This window comes from Glutamicibacter sp. GQ173, assembly GCF_059759215.1.
In genome coordinates this window covers 25,199-48,918 of sequence record NZ_JCAXDT010000001.1, presented here as the reverse complement: position 1 = coordinate 48,918, position 23,720 = coordinate 25,199, and the positions used below count along the sequence as shown (strand labels likewise).

General features: G+C 59.3%; 22 protein-coding genes. 16 read left to right on the top strand and 6 right to left on the bottom strand.

The genetic code is table 11. The features are described from left to right. Positions 1-59: 59 nt before the first annotated feature. Positions 60-851 carry a methyltransferase domain-containing protein gene (locus AC6CHO_RS00205; RefSeq protein WP_498213086.1) on the top strand — a complete coding sequence of 264 codons (792 nt, stop codon included), beginning with the start codon at positions 60-62 and terminating at the stop codon, positions 849-851. 70 nt (positions 852-921) lie between these two features. On the opposite strand, the gene AC6CHO_RS00200 is transcribed toward AC6CHO_RS00205, so the two are convergent. Next, positions 922-1,338, bottom strand: a complete 417-nt coding sequence (locus tag AC6CHO_RS00200) for a hypothetical protein (protein WP_498213085.1) — start codon at positions 1,336-1,338, stop codon at positions 922-924. Positions 1,339-1,393: 55 nt separating this feature from the next. Continuing rightward, positions 1,394-2,047, bottom strand: a complete 654-nt coding sequence (locus AC6CHO_RS00195) for an MBL fold metallo-hydrolase (protein WP_498213084.1) — start codon at positions 2,045-2,047, stop codon at positions 1,394-1,396. A gap of 83 nt (positions 2,048-2,130) precedes the next feature. Here AC6CHO_RS00195 and AC6CHO_RS00190 point away from each other — a divergent pair, with 83 nt between their 5' ends. The 15 genes from AC6CHO_RS00190 (at position 2,131) to secG (ending at position 17,738) form a co-directional block, all read left to right on the top strand. Further along, positions 2,131-2,508 carry a GntR family transcriptional regulator gene (locus AC6CHO_RS00190; RefSeq protein WP_146275308.1) on the top strand — a complete coding sequence of 126 codons (378 nt, stop codon included), beginning with the start codon at positions 2,131-2,133 and terminating at the stop codon, positions 2,506-2,508. Positions 2,509-2,630: 122 nt separating this feature from the next. Next, the gene (locus AC6CHO_RS00185) at positions 2,631-3,041 is read left to right on the top strand and encodes a hypothetical protein (RefSeq protein ID WP_498213082.1); all 411 of its coding nucleotides are present in this window, start codon (positions 2,631-2,633) and stop codon (positions 3,039-3,041) included. A 287-nt stretch (positions 3,042-3,328) separates the two neighbouring features. After that, a complete protein-coding gene (locus AC6CHO_RS00180) occupies positions 3,329-4,186 on the top strand; it encodes a hypothetical protein (protein WP_498213081.1) in 858 nt (285 codons plus the stop codon). A gap of 107 nt (positions 4,187-4,293) precedes the next feature. Continuing rightward, positions 4,294-7,164, top strand: a complete 2,871-nt coding sequence (uvrA, locus tag AC6CHO_RS00175) for an excinuclease ABC subunit UvrA (RefSeq protein WP_498213079.1) — start codon at positions 4,294-4,296, stop codon at positions 7,162-7,164. 87 nt (positions 7,165-7,251) lie between these two features. After that, the gene (locus tag AC6CHO_RS00170; protein WP_498213077.1) at positions 7,252-7,956 is read left to right on the top strand and encodes an HAD hydrolase-like protein; all 705 of its coding nucleotides are present in this window, start codon (positions 7,252-7,254) and stop codon (positions 7,954-7,956) included. Beyond that, complete coding sequence (locus tag AC6CHO_RS00165; protein WP_444663491.1) at positions 7,957-8,628, top strand: lysophospholipid acyltransferase family protein; 672 nt, start codon at positions 7,957-7,959, stop codon at positions 8,626-8,628. Between the two features lie 3 nt (positions 8,629-8,631). Continuing rightward, entirely contained in the window at positions 8,632-10,578 is a 1,947-nt protein-coding gene (gene uvrC / locus AC6CHO_RS00160; protein WP_444663492.1) for an excinuclease ABC subunit UvrC, read from the top strand. Between the two features lie 9 nt (positions 10,579-10,587). Continuing rightward, the gene (gene rapZ, locus AC6CHO_RS00155) at positions 10,588-11,481 is read left to right on the top strand and encodes an RNase adapter RapZ (protein WP_060701851.1); all 894 of its coding nucleotides are present in this window, start codon (positions 10,588-10,590) and stop codon (positions 11,479-11,481) included. 5 nt (positions 11,482-11,486) lie between these two features. Continuing rightward, positions 11,487-12,509 carry a gluconeogenesis factor YvcK family protein gene (locus AC6CHO_RS00150; RefSeq protein ID WP_498213075.1) on the top strand — a complete coding sequence of 341 codons (1,023 nt, stop codon included), beginning with the start codon at positions 11,487-11,489 and terminating at the stop codon, positions 12,507-12,509. A 27-nt stretch (positions 12,510-12,536) separates the two neighbouring features. Beyond that, complete coding sequence (gene whiA, locus AC6CHO_RS00145; protein WP_444663496.1) at positions 12,537-13,517, top strand: DNA-binding protein WhiA; 981 nt, start codon at positions 12,537-12,539, stop codon at positions 13,515-13,517. A gap of 61 nt (positions 13,518-13,578) precedes the next feature. Further along, complete coding sequence (locus AC6CHO_RS00140; protein ID WP_060701848.1) at positions 13,579-14,208, top strand: superoxide dismutase; 630 nt, start codon at positions 13,579-13,581, stop codon at positions 14,206-14,208. A 183-nt stretch (positions 14,209-14,391) separates the two neighbouring features. Continuing rightward, positions 14,392-15,399 (top strand): type I glyceraldehyde-3-phosphate dehydrogenase, encoded by a 1,008-nt coding sequence (gap, locus tag AC6CHO_RS00135; RefSeq protein WP_060701847.1) that lies wholly within the window; start codon positions 14,392-14,394, stop codon positions 15,397-15,399. A 16-nt stretch (positions 15,400-15,415) separates the two neighbouring features. Next, positions 15,416-16,645, top strand: coding sequence for a phosphoglycerate kinase (locus AC6CHO_RS00130; RefSeq protein ID WP_498213073.1), 1,230 nt, complete (start codon positions 15,416-15,418; stop codon positions 16,643-16,645). Between the two features lie 3 nt (positions 16,646-16,648). Further along, positions 16,649-17,464, top strand: coding sequence for a triose-phosphate isomerase (tpiA, locus tag AC6CHO_RS00125; protein ID WP_444663502.1), 816 nt, complete (start codon positions 16,649-16,651; stop codon positions 17,462-17,464). 22 nt (positions 17,465-17,486) lie between these two features. Further along, a complete protein-coding gene (gene secG, locus AC6CHO_RS00120) occupies positions 17,487-17,738 on the top strand; it encodes a preprotein translocase subunit SecG (protein ID WP_013349244.1) in 252 nt (83 codons plus the stop codon). A 74-nt stretch (positions 17,739-17,812) separates the two neighbouring features. Here the strand turns inward: secG and AC6CHO_RS00115 are convergent, their stop codons facing one another. The 4 genes from AC6CHO_RS00115 to glgA all read right to left on the bottom strand — a co-directional run bounded on the left by AC6CHO_RS00115 (position 17,813) and on the right by glgA (position 23,714). Then, on the bottom strand, positions 17,813-18,508 hold the full coding sequence (locus AC6CHO_RS00115; RefSeq protein ID WP_498213072.1) for a potassium channel family protein: 696 nt from the start codon (positions 18,506-18,508) through the stop codon (positions 17,813-17,815). After that, positions 18,501-19,868 carry a TrkH family potassium uptake protein gene (locus AC6CHO_RS00110; RefSeq protein WP_498213070.1) on the bottom strand — a complete coding sequence of 456 codons (1,368 nt, stop codon included), beginning with the start codon at positions 19,866-19,868 and terminating at the stop codon, positions 18,501-18,503. The genes AC6CHO_RS00115 and AC6CHO_RS00110 overlap by 8 nt, the downstream gene beginning before the upstream one ends. Before the next feature lie 304 nt (positions 19,869-20,172). Next, positions 20,173-22,269: a glycogen debranching protein GlgX gene (gene glgX / locus AC6CHO_RS00105; RefSeq protein WP_498213068.1), complete on the bottom strand. Its 2,097-nt coding sequence runs from the start codon at positions 22,267-22,269 to the stop codon at positions 20,173-20,175. Next, positions 22,269-23,714, bottom strand: a complete 1,446-nt coding sequence (gene glgA / locus AC6CHO_RS00100) for a glycogen synthase GlgA (RefSeq protein WP_498213067.1) — start codon at positions 23,712-23,714, stop codon at positions 22,269-22,271. Before glgA ends, glgX begins: the two co-directional genes overlap by 1 nt. Between the last annotated feature and the right edge of the window lie 6 nt (positions 23,715-23,720).

Below are 23,720 nucleotides of genomic sequence, written 5' to 3'. Positions count from 1 at the left end.
GTTGAGAAGTGTGACTGAGCGCCTGATCGGGGTGCAGTTCAAAGGTTTAGGCTTAGGGCATGAAATGGGATCCAGCAAAGTACACCGAATTCTCTGATTACCGTGGGCGCCCTTACAAGGATTTGCTCGGCCAGCTAGTCGGCCTGGAGCCGAAGAAGGTTGTGGATCTGGGCTGCGGTCCGGGTAACATGACTCGGCTCATCGCGCAAAGATGGCCGCAAGCGCAGGTGACAGGGCTGGATTCCTCGCAGGAAATGATCGCCAAGGCCGTATCGTCCGAGCATGAAGTGAATCTGGATTTTGCTTTGGCAGATGCAACGCAATGGCAACCAGAGGAGGACCTGGATCTGCTGTTTTCCAATGCAATGCTGCAGTGGTTGCCGGATCATCGTGAATTGCTGGCTGCGTGGCTTGGGAAGATGAAAACCGGCTCGTATGTAGCGATCCAGGTGCCGGGCAACTTCGGTTCACCTTCGCATGCGCTCATGCGCCAGGTAGCTGAAAGCGCGAAGTGGGCTGGCAAGCTCGGCAGCGTTCTGCGTGACGGGAATGTTGTGGGGGAGCCGGAAGACTATCAGCGGCTCCTGCTCGACGTCGGGTTCCAGGCAAATGTGTGGGAGACGACTTTCCAGCAGTTGCTGCTGGGCGAGGACCCGATTTTGGATTGGGTCCGCGGCACAGCGCTGCTACCGGTGCGCCACGCACTGAACGAGCAGGACTATCTCAGCTTTGAAAACGACTACCGGATTCAGGTCTCCAAGCATTACCCGCTTTTTGAAACCCGGGATGGCACAAAGCTGACGAATTTCCCCTTCCGCCGCATTTTCATGATCGGCCATAAGCTCGGCTGAGGTCAGCGAACAGCCGAAGGACGGAATCTGCGCGGCAACCCGGGCAGCACATGGATGCAAACCAGCACGATCAGCGCGCCGAGGGCCAGGACCAATCCCCGGGTTGCGGGCAGGCCATCGCTGTAACCGCTTCAAGGGTTCGGCAGGGGCGTTGTTCTGCGACCAGCGCCTTGAGCAATTCGCTCAGTGCGTAGGCCAGCACCGCCCCGAGGGCACCGCAGATCAGACGCCAGAAGGCGTTGCGGTCCCGGAACCAGATAGCCACCGTGAGCAGAATGGCTCCGAGCATCAAGAACTTGAGCAGGGTTTCCGAGCAGAAGGCAGCCGCCGCGGACAACACCGCGGAGTCCCTTACAGATCCTGATAGGCCCAGATACAGGACATCGCGCAACGGGTAGGACACGACCGCAATCAGTGCCAGGACCGCGATGAAGATGGCCGGCCGAGAAGGCCGGATGGCATAGCGCCGGGGAGAGCTAGAATTCACGAGTGGTGATTATACGGCCTGGGATGCGGCGTGGCCGCATGCCCTTGGCCGGGGGTTACCAGCCGCGTTCACGCCACTCCTCCAAATGCGGACGCTCGGCTCCCAGAGTGGTCGAGTCGCCATGTCCAGGTAGCACCTTGGTTTCATCCGGGAAGCGGTCGAAGATTCGTTCCGATACGTCAGTGATCAACGATAGGAAGCGCTGCGGATCTTTCCAGGTGTTTCCTACGCCACCGGGGAACAAGCTGTCGCCGCTGAAGATGACTGGCTGACCGGAGGAGTCCACCAGCGCATATCCGATGGAACCAGGAGTGTGCCCGCGCAGGTGGATGGCTTCGATGATGACATCGCCCAGTTTGAGCTGGTCGCCATGATTCAAACCATTCGTTACCTGGACGCCTGATTCTTTCTTGATGCCTGCCATATCGTCGGCGCCCGCGTAGGTCGTCACCGGGTATTGCTCGACGAGCTCGGCCAAGGCGCGTACGTGGTCCCAGTGCTGGTGCGTTGTCGCGATTCCTGAAATCCGCGGATGATCCGCGTCGTTTCTTGCCTCATCGATTAGCCTCGCGATGGCCGTTGCATCATCTGCGGCATCAACCAGTAGCTGTTCGCCCGACCGGCGGTTGGTAATGAGATAGACATTGTTCGACATGTCGGAAACGGAAATCCAGCGGATGGTCACATCATCTAGCAATAGTTCGTTCATACCATCACACTACGTTGGAATATATGCTCAACGCGATAGGCTCGGGACAGTAGAAGTCATAGTCCTGGAGAATGGAGCAAAGCATGAGTGAACTAGGTTTCATCAAGATCGACCCCAAGTCCACCGTGGCGCCGTACCAGCAGGTCCGTGAACAAATTCTCTCCGCGATCGCCAAAGGCAAATTAGCGCCAGGAAGTAAGCTTCCCTCGGTACGGGCGCTGTCGGGCACACTGAACCTGGCAGTAAATACTGTCGCCAAGGTATATAAAGAACTTGAGCTGCAGGGTGCAGTTGTAACGCGAGGGCGCCACGGAACAGTAGTACAGGCTGCAGAGAACCGAGCCGAACAAGAAGTTAGCGATGCGGCAGCAGATTTGGCCCGGATTGCGCAGCTGTGGTCAGTCGATGAAGCCACGGCCGTAAAGTACCTGCGTGCCGCCTTCAGCTCTTTGCCTCGCTAAGCGATTAGGCATTTGGGCCCACGAATGAGTGATTGAAAGACTTGTGGATGACTCTCCTGAAAGTTCGAGATCCCGGTTCAGACTCTGGAACTAACTAACGTTCCCGGAGGCAGGAAACCACCATGAACTCGAATAGGAATGGTCGCACGCACTACGCGAGTTTCGCGGTCATCGCTGCAGGAGCGCTAATTCTCGCTCTTGGGCTGCCAGGCTGTACTGCGAACAAGGCGGAATCAAGCCCAAAGACGCCACAAGAGCAGGTGCCCGTGTCCGCGACTGTTGCCTGGGAAAGCGAAGAAGTTCTCGTATCTGACGTAACAGTTCTCGGAGAGGTAGCCATCGCCTATCGGCTCCAGGGACCGCAGTTGGAAGTCATTGCCAGAAACCTGAACAACGGCAAGCAGCTTTGGAAAGATGAAGCGCTCGGGGCGGCCGATGCTCGAGGCATCGTTCCGGAAGTAATTACCGCCGAGTACAACGGAAAGACGTATGCCGAATACCTCGGGACTAAAACCGGGGCTTATGCCAGCTGAAAATCACCAATGTCGCCACGGGCAAGCCTTACAGGATCAAAAACAACTTCGAGTCTTGGGGCGATCGACCGTCGGTCTGTGGCGACACCTTCTGTACTGAAGAACGAAAATCTCGTGGCGAGAACTTGCTCGAACGTGTGCACCTCAAGTTCCAATGGGCTTCGAGGCAATGGCAAGTCGTTCCCGAACGCGATCTTGAAAAGGAATCCGGGAAGGTGGCAGGAGCCTCGGCGAAGGCATCACGTCCTATTGGAACGAGAATGACCAGGAAATCCTGAGCTATTCGCATGGCAAAAACTCTTGTGAGAACGACCTTACGAAAAAATCTTTGCCAAAGGGTATGGTTCACCGGCGGATGGCATTGGGATTCAGTGGGGAAGATCAAAGAGATCCTGATCGGCTTTGGGTCTCAAACGCAGGATGATTTCATCGGTTCTGAAAAGAAAAAGGCCAAATGCCGGATGGCCGACCTGGGCAAACTTGTCGCGATGGACGCAAAAACCGGACGTTCCCTTTGGCAACTACAAGGAATCGCTTATGCGTGTGGAGACCTAACTGGGCAAGGTTTCATGGCCGACGAAGAAACTGCAGTCGTGTGCCACTACGATGCAGGAACGCAGGTGCTGACGAGGAAACGCGGTCGAATCTACGCCGAGAGAACCAACGTCACATGGACCGCGAGTGCGATCGATATAAAAACAGGCGCCAGAAAGTGGCAGCTCGAACTGTCAGACCCATACGCTTGCGATGAACGACGTGAGGATGCCGGTATTCCTCTAAAGAGAAAAGCGACGACACTACTTCCAGTTGCTGGTGGCGACCAAGCGGTCACTACAGAAGAAGGAAGAACTATCGAGATGCAACAGGTGCTGGGGGAAACGACGATTTGCAGTTCTGACCGAGAGCCGTATTACATCTATTCCGCGACATTGGGCACAACAGCACCGTGGGACCATAATGCATCAGGCGATACTTTGTTCCAAGAAGTCCAGGGAGTCTGCAAGCGCGGTTCGTGGAAACCTACTAATTCAATTCCTGTCGTTCAGGAATTTGGACGTGTCGGCTATGACGAAAAAGAGTTGGTTGTAGTTGGCACGCTTCAAGGCATGGTGGCATATCGCTTGACCGATGCCAGTGGAAACTAGCCCCGGATTGGCGCTCGCCGGGACTGCGAATGCGCCTCGAGAAAAATTTCTGTGAGATAGGTCCATTCGTACACTTATTCGAAGCAGTTTTCGATTAGTATGGCTTCGTGGCTATTACTGCAGAGAGCAAGAAAACAGATCTCACTCGCCTGGTCGTTAAGGGAGCGCGTGAGCACAACCTGAAAAATGTGGACATCGATCTGCCCCGCGACGCGATGATCGTCTTCACGGGACTTTCCGGATCCGGCAAGTCCTCCCTGGCATTCGACACGATCTTCGCTGAAGGCCAGCGTCGTTACGTTGAGTCGCTTTCTGCGTACGCCCGCATGTTCCTCGGGCAGGTAGACAAGCCAGACGTTGACTTCATTGAGGGATTGTCTCCGGCGGTGTCGATTGACCAAAAGTCCACCAGCCGGAATCCCCGGTCAACAGTAGGCACGATCACCGAGGTCTACGACTACATGCGTCTGTTGTGGGCTCGTGTCGGACGCCCGCATTGCCCCATTTGCCATGAGCCGATCTCCAAGCAGACTCCACAGCAAATCGTGGACCAGCTCATGGAGCTGCCCGAAAAGACTCGCTTCCAGATTCTCGCCCCCGTGGTTCGTGCACGAAAGGGCGAGTTCGTCGACCTCTTCGCCGAGCTGTCCTCGAAGGGATTCTCGCGCGCCCGTGTTGATGGCACCACCGTTCAGTTGAATGATCCGCCGAAATTGGCCAAGCAGGTGAAGCACACCATTGAGGTCGTCGTTGACCGCTTGGCCATCAAGGAAGATGCACGCCAGCGCCTGACCGATTCGATTGAAACTGCGCTGGGGATCGCCGACGGCCGCGTGCTGGCCGACTTTGTCGACCTTGCCGAAGATGACCCGAAACGAGTTCGGGCATTCTCGGAAAACCTGGCTTGCCCTAATGAGCATCCACTGGCCATCGATGAAATCGAGCCACGCACATTCTCTTTCAACAATCCTTTCGGCGCGTGCTCGGCATGCTCGGGCATCGGCACCAAGCTGGAAGTTGACGAACACCTGATCGTGCCCGATCCAGAAGTGGCCCTTGCAGACGGAGCAATCGCCCCATGGTCGTTGGGCAAGGCAACCACTGAATACTGGAATCGCCTGATCGAAGGCCTGGGCCACGAACTCGGATTCACCATGGAGACCCAGTGGAAGGACCTGCCTGCCAAGGCCCGCGAAGCGATCCTTAACGGAAAAGACCACAAGGTTGTGGTCCAGTACAAGAACCGCTTTGGTCGTGAGCGCAAGTACTCCACCGGTTTCGAAGGGGTCATCTCCTACGTTCACCGCAAGCATGAAGAAACAGAGTCCGATCATGCCCGTGATCGCTATGAACAGTACATGCGCCAGATTCCTTGCCCCACGTGCGGCGGAGCGCGCCTGAACCCTGCGTCGCTGTCGGTCCTTATCGGCGGACGTTCCATCGCTGAAGTGTCGGCGATGGATTTGCGCAGCGCTGCCAACTTCCTGTCGACCATTGAGCTCTCGTCCCGTGAGGCGAAGATCGCAGCCCAGGTGCTGAAGGAAATTGACGCCCGCATGAAGTTCCTCTTGGATGTGGGCCTGGAATACCTCACCCTGGAGCGCGCTGCCGGCACCCTGTCCGGTGGAGAAGCCCAGCGCATTCGCCTGGCAACTCAGATCGGGTCCGGTCTGGTAGGTGTCCTCTACGTCCTAGACGAGCCATCTATCGGGTTGCATCAGCGCGACAACCGCCGCTTGATCGACACCTTGCTGCATCTGCGCTCGTTGGGCAATACGCTCATCGTTGTTGAACACGACGAAGACACCATCGCCGAAGCTGACTGGATCGTGGATATTGGGCCAGGCGCCGGTGAGCACGGCGGCGAAGTAGTGCACTCGGGGTCGGTCGAAGGATTGAAGGCCAACACCAAGTCGCTGACCGGAGACTACCTCTCGGGGCGCAAGAAGATTGATGTCCCAGCGAAGCGCCGCAAGGTTGATAAGGACCGCAAGCTCAAGGTAGTCGGCGCCAGCGAAAACAACCTGCAGGATGTTTCCGTGGAATTCCCGCTGGGCTTGCTTACCGCAGTGACTGGCGTGTCAGGTTCGGGCAAATCCACTTTGGTCAACGACATCCTGTACAAGGTGCTAGCCAACAAGCTCAACGGGGCCAAGCAAGTACCGGGACGGCATACCCGGGTGCTCGGCCTTGAGCACCTGGACAAAGTCGTACATGTGGACCAGTCGCCCATTGGCCGCACGCCGCGGTCCAATCCTGCTACGTACACGGGAGTTTTCGACCACATTCGCAAGCTCTTTGCGGAGACCAACGAAGCCAAGTTGCGCGGCTACCAGCCGGGTCGATTCTCGTTCAATGTCAAGGGGGGACGTTGCGAGGCATGCTCTGGCGATGGAACGCTCAAGATCGAGATGAACTTCCTGCCTGATGTCTACGTGCCGTGCGAGGTTTGCCATGGCGCACGCTACAACCGCGAAACTTTGCAGGTGCTTTACAAGGGCAAGAACATCGCAGATGTCTTGAACATGCCAATTGCCGAGGGAGCTGAATTCTTCAGCGCCTTCACGCCGATCGCACGCCACCTGCGGACTTTGGTCGATGTTGGATTGGGCTATGTCCGCTTGGGCCAGCCGGCGACGACGCTATCCGGTGGCGAAGCCCAGCGCGTTAAACTTGCCGCTGAATTGCAGAAGCGCTCGAACGGCCGTTCCATCTACGTCCTGGATGAGCCGACGACAGGTCTTCATTTTGAGGACATCCGCAAGCTTCTGAAGGTCTTGCAAGGCCTGGTGGACAAGGGCAACACCGTCTTGACGATTGAGCACAACCTCGACGTGATCAAGTCGGCCGACTGGGTCATTGATCTTGGTCCCGAAGGCGGTTCCGGCGGTGGCACCATTCTGGCGACTGGAACACCTGAAAAGGTCGCCAAGGTCGGCGAATCGCACACCGGGAGATTCTTGGCCGAAATCCTGTAGAAGCATCGTCGCGGATCGGGGAAATATGCCATTTCGGTCATGGATTCCTGACCCGCGCCCGCTTCATGGGAAGATAGCTAAGTGAATATGTCGGTAACAAGTGTGCTCTTTGATCTTGACGGGACCCTCGTTGACCCCGCAGGTGCTATTACCTCGGGTATTCGTCATGCCCTCGTGGCCCACAGTCTCCCGGATCCAGGCGAGGCACGTGTTGAAGCGCTGGTGGGTCCGCCACTGCAAGTTGGGCTGCGCACCCTTGACGGGGTGACCGACGAAAATATCGACTCCATCATCGCGACGTACCGTGCCCGGTACGAAGAGGTGGGCATGGACGATTCGCTGATTTATCCGGGGATCGTCTCACTCCTTGAGGCACTGCGCCAGGAGAACATCTACGTTGCTGTGACCACCGCAAAACCGGTGAACATCGCACGCCTCCTTCTGGAACGCAAAGGCCTGACTGAGCACCTCGACGCGATCCATGGAAACGCTGACGAGCACGGCAGTACTGGTTCGAGCAAGACGCATATCGTTGCTGAAGCCTTGTCCCATGGGGATCTTGAGGCGAGTTCCAGCGTTGTCGTGGGGGACCGGTATTACGATCTGGATGCGGCGCGTGACAATTCTGTTGCTTCTATCGGTGTGGCTTGGGGATTCGCACAAGGCGACGAACTGGCCAGCGCCGACCTTCAAGTCGAAAACGTCAGTGAATTAGCAAAGGCGATCCTGGGGGAGCAGATGGCCCGTTCCTTCGAAATTGAAGCAAGCGTCATGCAGGAAGGTGCGAAATAGATGAGCATCTACACCATGACCCGAGCCTCGATTCGCGGAGTTATCAATGGAGTATGCCGCGCCGAAGTTACCGGCCTCGAAAATGTGCCCAAAGAGGGCGGATTCATTGTCGCTTCCAATCACCTCTCCTTTTTCGACTCCTTGATTATCCAGGCCCTGACCCCTCGCGACGTTGCCTTCTTCGCAAAGGCGGAGTACTTCACCACACCAGGCGTCAAGGGCAAGCTCATGAAAACCTTCTTCGAGTCCGTTGGATCAATTCCTGTACAGCGCGGCGAGCAGGCTGCTTCTGTGGCCGCCTTGGATTCCTTGGTCGGCATCATTGAGGAGGGCGGCGGAATCGGAATCTATCCCGAAGGAACCCGTTCCCGCGACGGAAAGCTCTACCGGGGACGCACTGGCGTAGGCTGGCTGGCATTGACCACTGGCGTACCTGTAGTCCCTGTTGGCCTCATCGGGACTGAAAAGCTGCAGCCAGCAGGCTCCAAGGGCTTCAGGCCGGCAAAATTCCATATCCATTATGGTGAACCACTGCACTTTGACCAGCTGGGCCGAAAGCATCCGCTGCCGCAACGTCGCCAAGCGACCGACCGCATCGTTGATGCAATTGCTGAGCTTTCTGGCCAGCAGCGCGTGGACTCATATAATCAGTTACCTCCAGACGCGAAATAACCTATGGCTGATCCAGCAAGTTACCGTCCGAAGACCTCGGATATTCCAACAAAGCCCGGCGTGTACCGGTTCCGCGACGAACATGGCCGTGTGATCTATGTTGGCAAAGCCAAGGTTTTGCGCAATCGACTCACTTCGTACTTCGCTAACCCCGACCGCCTCACGCCCAAAACGCGAGCCATGGTCTTCACTGCGGGCAGTGTCGAGTGGACCGTTGTTGGATCCGAGTTGGAAGCTCTGCAGCTGGAATTCGTATGGATCAAGGAATACAACCCCAGATTCAACATCGTTTTCCGCGATGACAAAACGTACCCATATCTTGCGGTGACCTTGAATGAAAAGTACCCCCGTGCTCTTGTCATGCGAGGCGACAAGCGCAAGGGCGTCAAGTACTTTGGCCCTTTCTATCCGGCCAAAGCCATTCGAGAAACCCTGGACACCCTTTTACGCGTATTCCCGGTCCGCAGCTGCGCCCCCGGCGTTTTCAAGCGTGCCGAAGCGTCCGGGCGCCCATGCTTGCTCGGCTACATCGACAAGTGCTCGGCACCCTGCGTAGGGCGCATAAGCGAAGAAGACCACCGTCAACTGGCTGACGACCTGTGCACCTTCATGAGCGGTGAAGCAACCAAGTTCACCAAGGCGCTCACGGTAAAAATGCAGGAAGCCGTCGCCGAACTCGAATACGAACAAGCCGCTCGCTATCGAGACGACATTTCCGCGCTGAACCGCGTTTTTGAACGGAATGCCGTTGTCTTGGACGATCGCACTGAGGCCGATATCTTCGGGGTCCATGGGGACGAATTGGAAGCTGCGGTGCAGGTTTTCCACGTGCGGGACGGCCGAATTCGCTCGCAACGAGGCTGGGTAGTTGAAAAGGTATCCGACGCTTCCGATGCTGAATTCGTCGAGCAGCTGCTGACCCAGATCTATGCGGATCACGCCGATCGGATCCCTCGCGAGATCCTGGTTCCGACACTGCCCGAGGATATCAACGATGTGACCACCTGGCTCTCGGATCTGCGCGGTTCCAAGGTCTCGCTACGCGTAGCGCAACGCGGCGACAAGGCGGCGCTGGCCGGAACCGTGAAGGAAAACGCCGAACAGGCCTTGCGATTGCACAAGTCCAAACGGGCTGGCGACATCACTACCCGTTCATTGGCCATGCAGGAACTGCAAGAAGCACTCGGCGCCGAACAGGCCTTGCTGCGCATTGAATGCTACGACGCGTCGCATACGCAAGGCACGAACGTTGTGGCGTCAATGGTGGTATTCGAAGACGGGCTCCCAAAAAAGAGCGAGTATCGGAAGTTTTCCATCACCGGCGATGCGGCACGCGATGATACCGCGAGCATGTACGACGTAATATATCGACGCTTCAGTCGGTACTTGAAAGAAAAAGTCGATCCATCGGCCTTCGTAACCGGGGCCGTCGAGGATGGCTCGATCGGCGAGGTCGAAAAGAAGAAGTTCTCATATCCGCCCTCACTGGTCATCGTGGACGGCGGGCCGCCGCAAGTCGCCGCGGCCCAGAAGGCCATGGACGATCTCGGAATTGACGACATTCCAGTGGTCGGACTCGCCAAGCGCTTGGAAGAGCTCTGGCTTCCCGATGATCCCTTCCCGGTCATCCTTCCACGTGCTTCGGCGTCCCTGTACCTTGTGCAGCGGCTTCGCGATGAGGCGCACCGGTTTGCCATCACGTTCCATCGCGAGAAGCGGGCGAAGTCAATGATTTCCTCCGAGCTGGACGCGGTGCCCGGACTCGGGAAAGCCAAGCAGGCGGCATTGCGCAAGCACTTCGGCTCAATGAAAAAGATTCGTGCTGCGAACGTCGACGAGCTGACTCAAGTTCCTGGCATCGGTCAGAAGCTTGCCACCGTCATCAAAGAAAGCCTTGAGGATGCTTCACGTCCAAGCGTGAATATGACGACAGGCGAAATTGTCGACTAGCCTTGGAATATGAGCGCTGAGTATGAAGCTGTAAAACCGCCTGAGTCTGAACTAGTGATCGTAACTGGCATGTCAGGTGCCGGTCGTACCACGGTCGCCCATGCTCTGGAAGACCAGGGCTGGTATGTGGTGGAGAACCTGCCACCGGCCATGCTTGGACCATTGACCGAAATGATGAGCCGTTCTCAGGGCTCCATTCCCAAGATGGCCGTTGTCATGGACGTTCGCTCGAAGGAAATGTTCCCGGAGATCCGAGATGCCCTGGCACACCTGACCTCCAGCGGCGTGAAATTCAGGCTGGTCTACCTCAACGCCAGCGACGACGTATTGATCCGCCGCTTCGAGCAGGGGCGTCGCCCGCATCCGCTGCAGGGTGACGGGCGCATCGTTGACGGGATTACCCGCGAACGCGGCATCACCGAACAGCTTCGCGAAGCCGCCGAGATCATCTTGGACACCTCCTCGATGTCGGTGCACGACCTGGCGCGCTCGATCAACGAATTGTTCAGCGAATCCGGCCCAATCATTCTTCGCATCAACGTCATGAGCTTCGGCTTCAAATACGGCCTGCCGACCGATGCCAATTACGTGGCTGACGTTCGATTCATCCCGAACCCGCACTGGGTTCCCGAGCTGCGTCCACAGACCGGCAAGGACAAAGAAGTTTCGGAGTATGTGCTCAGCCAGGAAGGCACCCGGGATTTCATTGAGAACTATCTCAAGGCCTTGGAGCCTGTCTTCGAAGGCTACCGCCGGGAAAACAAGCATTACGCCACCATCGCGGTGGGCTGCACCGGTGGCAAGCACCGTTCAGTGGCAACAACCATCGAACTTGGACGGCGCCTTGCGCAGTTCCCGAATGTTCGCGTGAGCATCAGCCATCGCGACTTGGGACGCGAGTAGCTGCCATGGCTTTTGCAACAGGTCCAATTTCGATACAAGGCCTATCCCGGGGCAATGACCAGCGCAACCCGTCAGTGGTGGCGCTCGGTGGAGGACATGGCCTCTATGCCTCGTTGTCCGCGCTGCGCAGGTTGACCACCGATCTGACCGCTGTGGTTACGGTAGCTGATGATGGCGGCAGCTCGGGCCGCTTGCGCGGGTCCTTCGACGTCTTGCCCCCAGGGGATTTGCGCATGGCATTAGCCGCGTTGTGCGATGACAACGATTGGGGCCGTACATGGCGCGATGTCATGCAACATCGTTTCGAATCCGACGCGAACCAGGACGAGCCGCTGAACGGGCACGCCGTGGGCAACCTGCTGATCCTGGCCTTGTGGGAGTTGCTGGACAACCCCGTGGCAGGCCTGCGGTGGGCCGGCGCATTGCTTGGCGCTCGCGGCCAGGTCCTGCCGATGAGCACTGTCCCGCTGTCCATTCATGGTGAAGTGCTCGAGTCCGACGAAAGCGATTCGCTGGTACGCCGGCGGATCGACGGCCAGGCAAAATTGGCGCGCGCTGGCTCCGGGGGACTGGTCACGAATGTTCATCTGGAACCATCGGATGCGCCGGCCTGTTCTGAAGCCTTGGAGTCCATCGAGCTTGCCGATTGGGTCATCCTTGGCCCGGGCTCTTGGTACACCTCGGTACTGCCTCATTTGCTCTTGCCGGACATGCGGCGGGCCATTGCATCGACAACAGCGAAGAAACTACTGACCATGAACCTGTCGATGGAAACGGAAGAAACCACCGGCATGGATGCGGCCGCTCACTTGGAGGTGCTCGGCCGGTATGCACCGGATGTGACTTTTGACGCGATCATTGCCGATGGGTCCAAGATTCACAATCGCCAGAGATTTGAGCTGGCAGCGCAAAAACTCGGCGCACGGGTCTTTTTTAGTACAGTAGGAGTATCTGACGGTCGTGCAGTGCACGACCCGTTGCGACTAGCGGCGGCCTATCATGAGGTGTTTACCGCGATCGGATCTTAGGAAGATCCAAGTAAGGGAGTTTGATTCATGGCATTGACGGCTTCCGTCAAAGACGAGCTGTCGCGGGTTGAGATTCGCAAGCCATCGGTCCGCAAGGCCGAGGTTTCGACGATGCTCCGCTTCAGCGGGGGACTGCATATTGTCTCCGGGCGAATTGTCATTGAAGCTGAGGTGGATCTGGCTGCGACGGCCCGCCGCCTGAAGCTTGCCATTGGCGAGTTATATGGCCACGAAGCAGAGATCGTAATGGTCTCCGGCTCTGGCATCCGCAAGGGCAGTCGATACATTGTCCGCGTGGCAAAAGACGGTGAAGTTCTAGCCCGGCAGACGGGACTTCTCGACCAGCGCGGGCGGCCGGTGCGCGGACTGCCCTCGGTCATTGTCAATGGCTCAACAGCTGACGCCGAAGCCGTCTGGCGTGGCGCATTCTTGTCTCACGGTTCATTGACCGAGCCTGGCCGAAGCTCAGCGCTTGAAATTACCTGCCCCGGTCCAGAAGCCGCGTTGGCTCTGGTGGGTGCGGCGCGTCGATTGGGCCTGACTGTCAAGGCGCGCGAGGTGCGCGGTGTTGACCGCGTAGTCATTCGCGACGGCGATGCAATCGCGCAACTATTGACCCGCATGGGTGCCCACGATGCTTTGATGGTCTGGGAAGAACGCCGCATGCGAAAAGAGGTACGCGCTACGGCCAACCGGTTGGCGAACTTTGATGATGCCAACTTGCGCCGCAGCGCGCAGGCAGCGGTGGCTGCCGGCGCCCGCGTTGAGCGTGCGCTTGCCATTCTGGGTGATGAGGTTCCCGAGCATTTGCGTTATGCCGGGCTGCTGCGCCTGGAGCACAAGCAGGCCTCGTTGGATGAGCTTGGCCGCATGGCCGAACCTCCGATGACCAAGGACGCCATTGCTGGCCGAATCCGCCGCCTCTTGGCCATGGCGGACAAAAAAGCCAGTGATCTGGGAATACCAGGTACGGAGTCCAGCGTTCCATTAGACGAACTGGAACACTAAAAATGTCCCCGTGGGAGACCTCCCGCGGAGATTCAACCAATTGAGAAGATTGAGGAGAATCATGGCTGTTTATTCACTGCCAGAACTGCAGTACGACTACGCCGCACTTGAGCCAAGCATCTCGGCTCGCATCATGGAATTGCACCACTCCAAGCACCACGCAGCCTACGTTGCAGGTGCAAACTCGGCGCTGGAGCAGTTGGCTGACGCTCGCGAAAAGGGCGAGTTCGGCAACATTCCAAAGCTGTCCAAGGACCTGGCATTCCACCTCGGTGGCCACACCAACCACTCGATCTTCTGGAACAACCTGTCCCCAGAGGGCGGCGACAAGCCAGAGGGCGAGCTGGCTGCAGCCATCGACGACTTCTTCGGTTCCTTCGATGCCTTCCGCGGCCACTTCACCGCAGCAGCCATGAGCCTGCAGGGCTCGGGCTGGGCTGTCCTGGCGTACGACGCACTCGGCGGCCAGCTGGTTATCGAGCAGCTATACGATCAGCAGGGCAACATCCCAGTGGCAACCACCCCGCTGTTGATGCTGGATATGTGGGAGCACGCTTTCTACCTGGATTACGTGAACGTGAAGGCTGACTACGTCAAGGCCTTCTGGAACATCGTGAACTGGGCAGACGTCCAGGCTCGCTTTGAAGCTGCCCGCAACGGTGCAGCATCGCTGATCGTTCCGGGTAAATAATTAATCTGGTAAGTTAGCTCACATTCAGCGCCAAAATAGCGTAGAATGTTTCAAGTGTGTTGCGGATCCCAGTGATCCACTGGGATCCGCAAAGCACGGCACAACGGAGTGTCCTCACAAAGAAGGCCACTTCCGTCTACGTGCGGACGTGGCGCAATCATCCCGTTTAGAGGAGATAGTCACGTGACAACCCGTGTTGGAATCAATGGTTTCGGTCGTATCGGACGCAACTTCCTGCGTGCAGTATTGGCCCATAAGGCAGACATCGAGATTGTCGCCGTCAACGACCTTGGTTCAATCGATTCGCTTGCTCACCTTGTGAAGTTTGACTCTGTACTCGGCCCAGTCGGCGAGGCAGTTTCCGTAGAAGGCGACACCATCGTCGTCGGAGAGCGCCGCATCAAGGTCCTTTCCGAGCGCGATCCAGCAAACCTCCCATGGGGGGAATTGAACGTCGACGTAGTCATCGAGTCGACCGGCTTCTTCACCAAGGCAGCAGATGCCAAGAAGCACATCGCCGCCGGTGCAAAGAAGGTCATCATCTCGGCTCCAGCCACCGATGAAGACATCACCATCGTGATGGGCGTGAACCAGGACAAGTACGATCCTGCAAACCACAACATCATCTCGAACGCTTCGTGCACCACCAACTGCTTGGCCCCACTGGCCAAGGTGCTGAACGACGAATTCGGCATTGTTGACGGCCTGATGACCACCATCCACGCATACACCGCCGACCAGCGCCTGCAGGATGCACCGCACAGCGACCCACGTCGTGCTCGTGCAGCCGCACTGAACCTGATCCCTACCTCGACCGGTGCCGCCAAGGCAATCGGCGTTGTACTGCCAGAGCTCAAGGGCAAGCTGCACGGCTACGCCATGCGCGTTCCAGTTCCAACCGGTTCGGCAACCGACCTGACCGTCAACCTGGCTCGCACCGCAACCGCTGAGGAAATCAACGCTGCATTCGAGAAGGCCGCTTCCGAGGGTCCATTGAAGGACGTTCTGGAGTACTCGACCGATCCACTGGTTTCCTCGGACATCGTCACCAACCCGAACTCGTCGATCTTCGACTCCGGCCTGACCACCGTCATGGGCAACAGCGTGAAGGTTGTTTCGTGGTACGACAACGAGTGGGGCTACTCCTCGCGACTTGTTGACCTCGTTGGATTCGTGGGATCAAGCCTCTAGTCGATAACCTAGAGATATGTCTTCTCACACTATTGACGAATTGATCGCTGACAACGGTGTCCGCGGACGGCACGTTCTGGTCCGAAGCGACCTGAACGTGCCGCTCGACGGTGAAACTGTGACCGATGACGGCCGCGTACGCGCATCTTTGCCGGTCATCACCAAGCTGGTTGAAGCAGGTGCCAAGGTCATCGTGATGGCGCACCTGGGCCGCCCCAAGGGGCAGGTTGATGCGAAGTACTCGATCGCACCTGCAGCACAGCGCTTGAACGAACTGGCTGACTTCGACGTAACGGTCGCCGAGGATGTTGTGGGCGAATCCGCTCGCAAGGCCGCGGCAGAACTTGCAGAAGGCTCCGTTCTTGTCCTTGAAAACGTCCGCTTTGACGCTCGCGAGACCTCCAAGGTCGACGCAGAGCGTGAAGAGTTCGCCAAGGAGCTTGCAGCTCTGACCGGCGAGAACGGCGCTTACGTGAACGACGCCTTTGGCGCTGTGCACCGCAAGCATGCATCCGTTTACGACATTGCCAGCCTGCTTCCCAGCTACCAGGGCGACCTGGTGGCTACCGAGGTCAAGGTCCTCAAGACCCTGACCGAAGCTCCAAAGCGCCCCTACGTGGTGGTGCTTGGCGGTTCGAAGGTATCGGACAAGCTTGCAGTGATCGACAACCTGCTGGGCAAGGCCGATCAGCTGCTGATCGGCGGCGGCATGGCCTTCACTTTCCTGAAGGCACAGGGCTACGCCATTGGCGGCTCGCTGCTCGAAGAAGACCAGATTGCTGTGTGCCAGGAATACCTCAAGCGCGCCGAGCAGCTGGGCTGCGAGATCATCGTTCCCGTTGACGTTGTTGTCGCCGAGAAGTTCGGCGCCGACGCGGCACACGAGATCCTGCCTGCTGACAAGATCGAAGAGGCAAGCTTCGGCTCCACCGGATTGGGCCTGGACATCGGGCCAAAGTCGGCCGAGCAGTTTGCAAGCTACATCACCAGCGCCAACACCGTGTTCTGGAATGGCCCTATGGGCGTCTTCGAGATCCCGGCGTTCGCTGAAGGTACCCGCACCGTTGCGCAGGCACTGGCAAACTCAGAAGCATTCAGCGTTGTCGGCGGTGGCGATTCCGCTGCGGCTGTCCGCGCATTGGGCTTCTCGGAGGAGGACTTCGGTCATATCTCCACCGGTGGCGGCGCTTCATTGGAGTACCTCGAAGGCAAGACCCTGCCGGGCGTTGCCGCATTGGAAGGCTAGGAAATGACCATTTCGCAGAACGGCGCCTACGTGCGCCAGCCACTGATCGCTGGCAACTGGAAGATGAACATGGACCATGTCCAGGGCATCACCCTCGTCCAGAAGCTGGCCTGGACCCTCAAGGACCACGAGCACAACTACGATCGTGCTGAAGTGGCAGTATTCCCGCCATTCACGGATATTCGTGGTGTTCAGACCCTGGTCCTGGGCGACAAGCTGGAGGTCGTTTACGGCGCCCAGGATTTGTCGGCACATGATTCGGGTGCCTACACCGGAGAAATCTCCGGTCAGTTCCTGAACAAGCTGGGTTGCTCCTACGTGCTGGTCGGCCACTCGGAACGCCGCGAGTACCACAACGAAACCAACGATGTGATTGCAGCCAAGCTGGCAGCCGCATACCGACACGAGCTGACTCCAATGCTTTGCGTTGGCGAAGGCCTGGAGGTTCGCAAGGCTGGCGAGCATGTCGCTTTCACCTTGAACCAGTTGGCTGAATCGCTGGAAGGCGTGAGCGCTGAGCAGGCTGAAAACCTGGTCATCGCCTATGAGCCAGTGTGGGCCATCGGTACCGGTGAAGTTGCTGGTCCGGCCGACGCGCAGGAAATGTGCTCGGCGATTCGCGGTGCATTGGCTGAACGCTTCGGCGAAGCAATTTCCGAGAAGACCCAACTGCTTTATGGCGGTAGTGTTAAGGCAGCAAACGCGGCAGCGATCATGCGCGAGCGTGACGTTGACGGCGTGTTGGTTGGCGGAGCCAGCCTCGACGCCGAGGAGTTTGCTAATATTGTCAGGTTCGAGCATCACCTCGTGACCGACTGAATCTAGCTAAGGAACCGTCGACTTGGATATCATCAAGATCATTTTGCAGGTATTGCTGGGCATTACCAGTGTCTTGCTCACCCTCCTGATCCTGCTTCATAAGGGTCGTGGTGGCGGTATGTCGGACATGTTCGGCGGCGGTATGACCAGCTCAATGGGCTCTTCAGGTGTTGCCGAGCGCAACCTGAATCGCATCACCATTATTCTCGGTCTTATCTGGGGCGCCGTGATTATCGGCCTGGCCCTGGTCCTGAGATTCAGCGCCGAAGGCTGATTCGCGGTCTTCAGCAGCAACGGCAATGGGCGCCTTCCACATCAAGTGGAAGGCGCCCATTGCCATATCCCGGATCAGGGCAGGCGGCCGAAATTCTCCGTATCGGCAATAGAACCGAGCACCAGGATCCGGTCCCCGGTATGCAGCACCGTGTTGCCATCGGTATTGACCCATTCCCCGGCGGCGTTGGTGGTGGCCGCGATGGTCACCCGGAACTTGTTGCGCACCCCGGCATCGCTGAGCTTGACGCCGTGCAGCTGCGCGGGCGCAGTCATCTTCACCATGGCATACCCCGGATCAACCTCCAAATAATCCATCAGCGAGCCGCGGACCAGGTGGGCCACCCGCTTGCCCATGTCCTTTTCCGGATACACGATGTGGTGGATGCCCAGCTGCTCCAGGATCAACCCATGCCGGTCATCCTGCGCCTTCGCCCAGATCTGCGGAATGCCCATGCTCACCAATAGCGAGCAGCACAGGATGGATGATTGCAGGTGGCTGCCCACGGCTACCACTACGCAGTCAAATTCCTGGATGGACAGCTGTTCCAGTGTTTCGCGATTGGATGCGTCGGCACGCACCACTTGGGTCAGCTCCCCGTTCAGGGCCTGGACATTCTGTTCCAGCGTATCGATGCCCAGCACGTTCGTGCCGGATTTCATCAGTTCCAAGGCCAGGGACTCGCCGAAGCGGCCCAAGCCGATCACCGCAACGGAATCGGCGTTGGCCAGTCCTCTGGTGTCATTGCGAAAATTCAGTAGCTTAGCCAATGGCTGGCCTTTCCTTAGGTAGTTCGAATAGGGCCTTGCGGTCGCGCAGGGCCAGGGCCGACCCGAGCAATAGCACGCCGACGCGGCCCAGGTACATCAGGGCGATAAGAATCCCCTTGGCGGCATCGGGCAGGTCTGGGGTGATTCCGGTGGACAGTCCCACTGTGGCGAAAGCGGAGGTGGCCTCGAAGAGGCAGCGATCCAGCGTGTACCCGGTGAGCAGCAGCAGCCCCATGGTTCCGGTGAACACCGCTGCCACGCCCATCAGGGCCACGGTGATTGCCTGGCGGTGCACCGAACGAGACAGCCTCTTGCCCAGCACATTCACGGCCGTCTCGCCGCGCAGCTCGGTGATGATGATGAACAGCAGAACGGCCGCGGTGGTGATCTTGATGCCGCCGGCGGTGCCGGCCGGACCGCCTCCGATGAACATCAGGACATCCATCCCCAGCCATGAGGCAGGGTGCATGGCACCGATGTCGATGGAGTTGAATCCGGCCGTACGGGTCTGCACGGATTGGAAGAAGCCAGCCAGGATCCGCTCCTGCGGGTCGAGCCGTCCGAGGGTGTCCTGGTTGTTCCATTCCATGGCCGTGATGAACACGGTGCCCAGGACCAGCAACAGGACCGTCATCAGCAGCACCAGTCTGGTATTCATGCTCCACTTCAAGGAGTTGTTCCAATGGCGCCTGAGCTGGACGAGCACCGGGAATCCCAGCCCGCCGAGGATAATGGCCAGGCTGATCGGCAGGCACAGCCAGGGGTCCGCAACAAAATCCATCAGGTTATTCGAATACAGCGCGAAACCGGCGTTGTTGAACGAGGAGACCGCATGGAAGGCGCCGTGCCATAAGGCCTTGAGCGGGTCATAGCCGTATCCGGCCCAGAACCTCACCCCGAGGAGCAGGGCCACAATCGACTCGATGATCAGGGATACCTTGATGATGACCATGGCGGCGGAACGGACGTCTGAGCCGCTGACCGCATTGCTTTCACGCTGGGTTGAGAGCCTGGTCAGGTACCCGATGCGCCCCATGACCAGCATGCTGAGCAAGGAGGCAATCAGCATCAAGCCGAGCCCGCCGACCTGAATCAGCAGCAGAATGACGATCTGGCCGAAGGGCGTGAAGTCGGTAGCGGTGTCAAGCACGGTCAGGCCGGTCACGCAGACTGCCGAGGTGGCGGTGAAGATGCCGTCGATCAGCGGGGTGAACTCGCCGTTGGCGCTGGACAGCGGCGAGGAAAGCAGCAGGCCGCCGAGGAGAATTGCGGCAGCAAACATGAATGCGACCAAGCGCGCAGGCTTGGCCGAGGCGTTGTGGCCCAGCGGAGCCAGGGGCCGAAGTTTGATGAAGGGCATTTACGTCGCAATGATAGAAGCAGCGTCTCGCGAAAGTGCGGGATGCGTAGTACGAATTGAAATACTACGCCCACGCAAAGACCAGTCAATGGTGATGTCCCGCACATTTTGTGTTCGATCTCGCGTTTTTGCGGACGCAGGCGGCGCAACTGCCCAGCTTCCGCAAGCTGGGCCGGGGTGGCATGGCAAGCAGCTTCATGGATCTCGGCACGTCTTGAGCTACGCGTATCCGGACCAGGCGGGAATGACCGGGGGAGTTGCGCCAGGGGGATGCCCCACTCGGATCCAGTTCAAATCCTGTGCGCTACCCGCCGCAGTTGAGCACCACAACAGATTGGGCCTTGGCGGCATATCGTTCTGATACGGTGCCTGCTGGCTGTCCGGGCGCGGCGCTATCAAATTCGAGCTGCCAGGGGGCTGCGCCGCCAGTGCCGGGCAATTGGAATTCGCAGTCCCCGCCGAGGTTGAAAATGATCAGGACGCTTCCGTCGAGGGCTTCACCGCGCGGGTCGCGGGCGCCGCCGCGCAGCTGGAGGGCCAGCGAACGAAAGCCCGGATTCTGCCAGTGCTCGGCATCAGGTGTGGATCCATCCGGGCACAACCAAGCCACATCGGGCAGACCGTCGGCGCGCACCTGACCATGCAGGAAGCCGCGCTGGCGTAGCAGCGGGAGGCGGCGGCGCACATCAACGAGCCGCCGCACATAGTCCATCAGCTCGCGGTCCGTGGCCGACCAGTCGAGCCAGCCCAATTCATTGTCCTGGGCATAGGCGTTGTTGTTGCCGCACTGGCTGTTGCCCAGTTCATCGCCGGCCAAAAGCATGGGCACGCCCTGGGCAAGGAGCAGCGTGGCGAGCATGCCGCGGACGCGCAGGCCGCGGGCCTCAGCAATGGCTGGGTCGTTGGCGGGGCCTTCCACCCCGAAATTATCGGAGTGGTTTTCATCGTGGCCGTCCCGGTTGTCCTCGCCATTGGCCTCATTGTGCTTGTGCGAGTAGGTGACCGTGTCGTGCAGCGTGAACCCGTCATGGGCGCTGATGAAGTTGATACCTGCCGCGGTGCTGCGCCCGGAGTTCTCGAAGAGGTTCGCGGATCCAAGCAGCAACGCACCGAAATTGGCTTGTCCCAGCACGTCGCCGCGCCAGGCCCGGCGCACCCCGTCACGGAACTGGTCGTTCCACTGGGCAAAAGGGGCAGGGAAATTCCCCAGCTGGTAGCCGCCCGGGCCCAGGTCCCAGGGTTCGGCGATCAGCTTGAGCGTGGCGAGCACCGGATCCTGGGCGATGGCCTGCAGGAAGGCGCCTTGCGCGTCGAAGCCCTGCGGGCCGCGGGCGACCGCTGTGGCTAAATCAAAGCGGAAGCCGTCGACGCCGAAAGTCTGCGCCCAATAGCGAAGGCTGTCCAGCACCATGCGCAGCACCATGGGGGAATGGACTGCCAGGGTATTGCCCGTGCCGCTGTCGTTGGCATAGTGGCCTTTGTCCTCGAGCAGGCGGTAATACCCGGTGTTATCAAGGCCGCGCAGGTTCAGGGTAGGACCATCGGCCCCGCCTTCGCCGCTATGGTTGTAGACCACGTCGAGAATGACCTCGATGCCGGCTTCATGGAGGGCATGAACCAGTTGGCGAAGCTCGGACACGGCATCGTGCTGGGCGTAGCGGGGTTCCGGGGCGAACCAGGCCACCGGCTGATAGCCCCAGTAGTTATGCAGATCCTTCTTCACAATATGCTCGTCGTCGAAGAAGGCCTGCACCGGCAAAAGCTCAACGGCCGTGACCCCCAGGTGGCGGAGGTGCTCGATGACCGCCGGATGGCCCATGCCGGCGTAGGTTCCGCGCAGCTGGGCCGGAACCTCGGGATGCGCCGCCGAGATTCCTTTCAGATGGGTTTCGTAGATCACCAGATCAGGCAGGTCGTGTCCGGGTCGGTTGCTCACTGGGTCCGGCCCTGCCGGCGGTCCGGCAACGATGCCCTTGGGCACCACCGCTGCACTGTCGCGCGGATCCAACTGGGAGCCGTGGTCTTCGTTGTCTGCGCGCTGGGTGCCTTTCATCAGCTCGTGATAGCGCACCGGGCGGTCCAAGGACCGGGCGTAAGGGTCGATGAGCAGCTTGTTGACGTTGAAGCACAGGCCATCGGCCGGGCGGAACTCGCCGTCGGCGCGCAGCCCATAGCGAGTCCCAGCGCCCAGGCCGGAAAAATGGGCGTGCCAAATGCCGTCCTGGCGATAGGGGATGGCTAGGCGCTGTTCGGATTGCTGGTCCCCTTCCGGGAACAGGCAAAAGTACAGAGCGCTGGCCGCAGGAGCATAGACGGCAACGTTCGCCCCGGCAGAATCCACGGTGACACCCAGCGGCCAGGGACGGCCGGCGGAAGTCGCCCCCGCCGGGGCTCCGGCCATCAGATGAGCTCCGTGAACAGCTGGGCATAGATGGCCGCCGACGTGCCCCAGTCCACTGGGGTCTTCAGGGCCCGGGCGCGCAGCCGCTCCCATGCTTCGCGATCCGCATACAGGTCCACCGAACGGCCGAGGGCAAATCCCAGGCCGCCCGCGTCAATGTCGCTGAAGGTGAAGCCCGTGGCGGACCCGTCCGCCAGATGCTCGGGCGTAGCGTCCACCACGGTGTCCCGCAGCCCGCCGGTGGCGGCCACCAGGGGGATGGCGCCGTAGCGCAGCCCGATGAGCTGTGTCAGCCCGCAAGGCTCAAATCGGGAGGGCACCAGCACCAAATCGGCGCCGGCATATAACCGGTGGCTCATTGGCTCGTCGTAGCCGATGTGCAGGCCCACCGATTGCGGATAGCGGGCCGCCAGCTCGCCCAGCGCGTACTCGTAGCCGGGGTCCCCGGAGCCGAGCACCACCACGGCGCCACCGGATTCGATGAACGCCGGCAGCTTCTCCAGGAGCAGGTCCACGCCCTTTTGATGGGTGAGCCTGGTGACCACCACCGCCAGCGGGCCGGCAGGTTCTTCAAGGCCGAATTCCTCGATGAGCGCTTGCCGGTTTGCGGCCTTGGCACCAGGATCTGCCGCGGAATAATTGGCTATCGCCGGATCAGTGGCAGGGTTCCAGACCTCGGTGTCGATGCCGTTGAGGATCCCGCTCAGTTCCCCGCGTTCGCCGCGCATGGACACGACCCCCTGGAGCCCGAAGCCGAACTCCTCGCGGGTCAGCTCCTGGGCATAGCTCGGGCTCACGGTACTCACCTTCGAGGCATGGACGAGTCCCGCCTTCAGGGTGCTGACCAGTCCGTGGTACTCCAAGGCGTCCGGATGGAAATCCCATGTCGGAAGGTGCAAAGCATCCAGCTGGTCAGGGCCGAAGATTCCCTGGAAGGCGATATTGTGGATGGTCAGCAGGCTGGGCGTTTGGGCGCCGGCGTACTTCAGGTACGAGGGCACCAGCCCGGCCTGCCAATCGTGGGCATGCACCACATCCGGCCGCCAGCGGTCGGAGGTCCCTTCGATGGCCAGGCGGGCACCCACCCAGGACAGCGCAGCAAAACGCACGTGGTTGTCGTGGTGGTCGTGCCCATCGACCATATATGGTCCGCCGGGCCGGTCGTAGAGATGCGGGGCATCCAGCAGCAGGAGGTCCAGCCCCTCGTAGCGGCAGGAACGGACCGAGGCTGGGCCGCCGAAGAGGTTCTCTTCGCGCCAAATCCGCCGGGTGCGGCCCACCCGCTCGAGCAGGCCCGGATAGGCAGGCAACAGGATGCGGCTGCGCCATCCCAGCGGTTCCAGTGCCGCCGGCAGGGCGCCAACCACATCGGCGAGTCCGCCGGTTTTCACCAGCGGAGCGCATTCCGAGGCGACAGACAGCACGCGGAGTTGTCTTTTAGCCATCGGGTT

What these genes read in the sequence shown, in the direction of transcription:
- AC6CHO_RS00185 (WP_498213082.1), top strand. Translation starts at nt 2,631, where the DNA reads ATGAACTCGAATAGGAATGGTCGCACGCACTACGCGAGTTTCGCGGTC.
- AC6CHO_RS00170 (WP_498213077.1), top strand. Translation starts at nt 7,252, where the DNA reads ATGTCGGTAACAAGTGTGCTCTTTGATCTTGACGGGACCCTCGTTGAC.
- AC6CHO_RS00180 (WP_498213081.1), top strand. Translation starts at nt 3,329, where the DNA reads ATGGCAAAAACTCTTGTGAGAACGACCTTACGAAAAAATCTTTGCCAA.
- AC6CHO_RS00150 (WP_498213075.1), top strand. Translation starts at nt 11,487, where the DNA reads ATGGCTTTTGCAACAGGTCCAATTTCGATACAAGGCCTATCCCGGGGC.
- AC6CHO_RS00165 (WP_444663491.1), top strand. Translation starts at nt 7,957, where the DNA reads ATGAGCATCTACACCATGACCCGAGCCTCGATTCGCGGAGTTATCAAT.
- rapZ (WP_060701851.1), top strand. Translation starts at nt 10,588, where the DNA reads ATGAGCGCTGAGTATGAAGCTGTAAAACCGCCTGAGTCTGAACTAGTG.
- AC6CHO_RS00140 (WP_060701848.1), top strand. Translation starts at nt 13,579, where the DNA reads ATGGCTGTTTATTCACTGCCAGAACTGCAGTACGACTACGCCGCACTT.
- AC6CHO_RS00130 (WP_498213073.1), top strand. Translation starts at nt 15,416, where the DNA reads ATGTCTTCTCACACTATTGACGAATTGATCGCTGACAACGGTGTCCGC.
- tpiA (WP_444663502.1), top strand. Translation starts at nt 16,649, where the DNA reads ATGACCATTTCGCAGAACGGCGCCTACGTGCGCCAGCCACTGATCGCT.
- AC6CHO_RS00110 (WP_498213070.1), bottom strand. Translation starts at nt 19,868, where the DNA reads ATGCCCTTCATCAAACTTCGGCCCCTGGCTCCGCTGGGCCACAACGCC.
- whiA (WP_444663496.1), top strand. Translation starts at nt 12,537, where the DNA reads ATGGCATTGACGGCTTCCGTCAAAGACGAGCTGTCGCGGGTTGAGATT.
- AC6CHO_RS00205 (WP_498213086.1), top strand. Translation starts at nt 60, where the DNA reads ATGAAATGGGATCCAGCAAAGTACACCGAATTCTCTGATTACCGTGGG.
- AC6CHO_RS00195 (WP_498213084.1), bottom strand. Translation starts at nt 2,047, where the DNA reads ATGAACGAACTATTGCTAGATGATGTGACCATCCGCTGGATTTCCGTT.
- glgA (WP_498213067.1), bottom strand. Translation starts at nt 23,714, where the DNA reads ATGGCTAAAAGACAACTCCGCGTGCTGTCTGTCGCCTCGGAATGCGCT.
- glgX (WP_498213068.1), bottom strand. Translation starts at nt 22,269, where the DNA reads ATGGCCGGAGCCCCGGCGGGGGCGACTTCCGCCGGCCGTCCCTGGCCG.
- uvrC (WP_444663492.1), top strand. Translation starts at nt 8,632, where the DNA reads ATGGCTGATCCAGCAAGTTACCGTCCGAAGACCTCGGATATTCCAACA.
- AC6CHO_RS00190 (WP_146275308.1), top strand. Translation starts at nt 2,131, where the DNA reads ATGAGTGAACTAGGTTTCATCAAGATCGACCCCAAGTCCACCGTGGCG.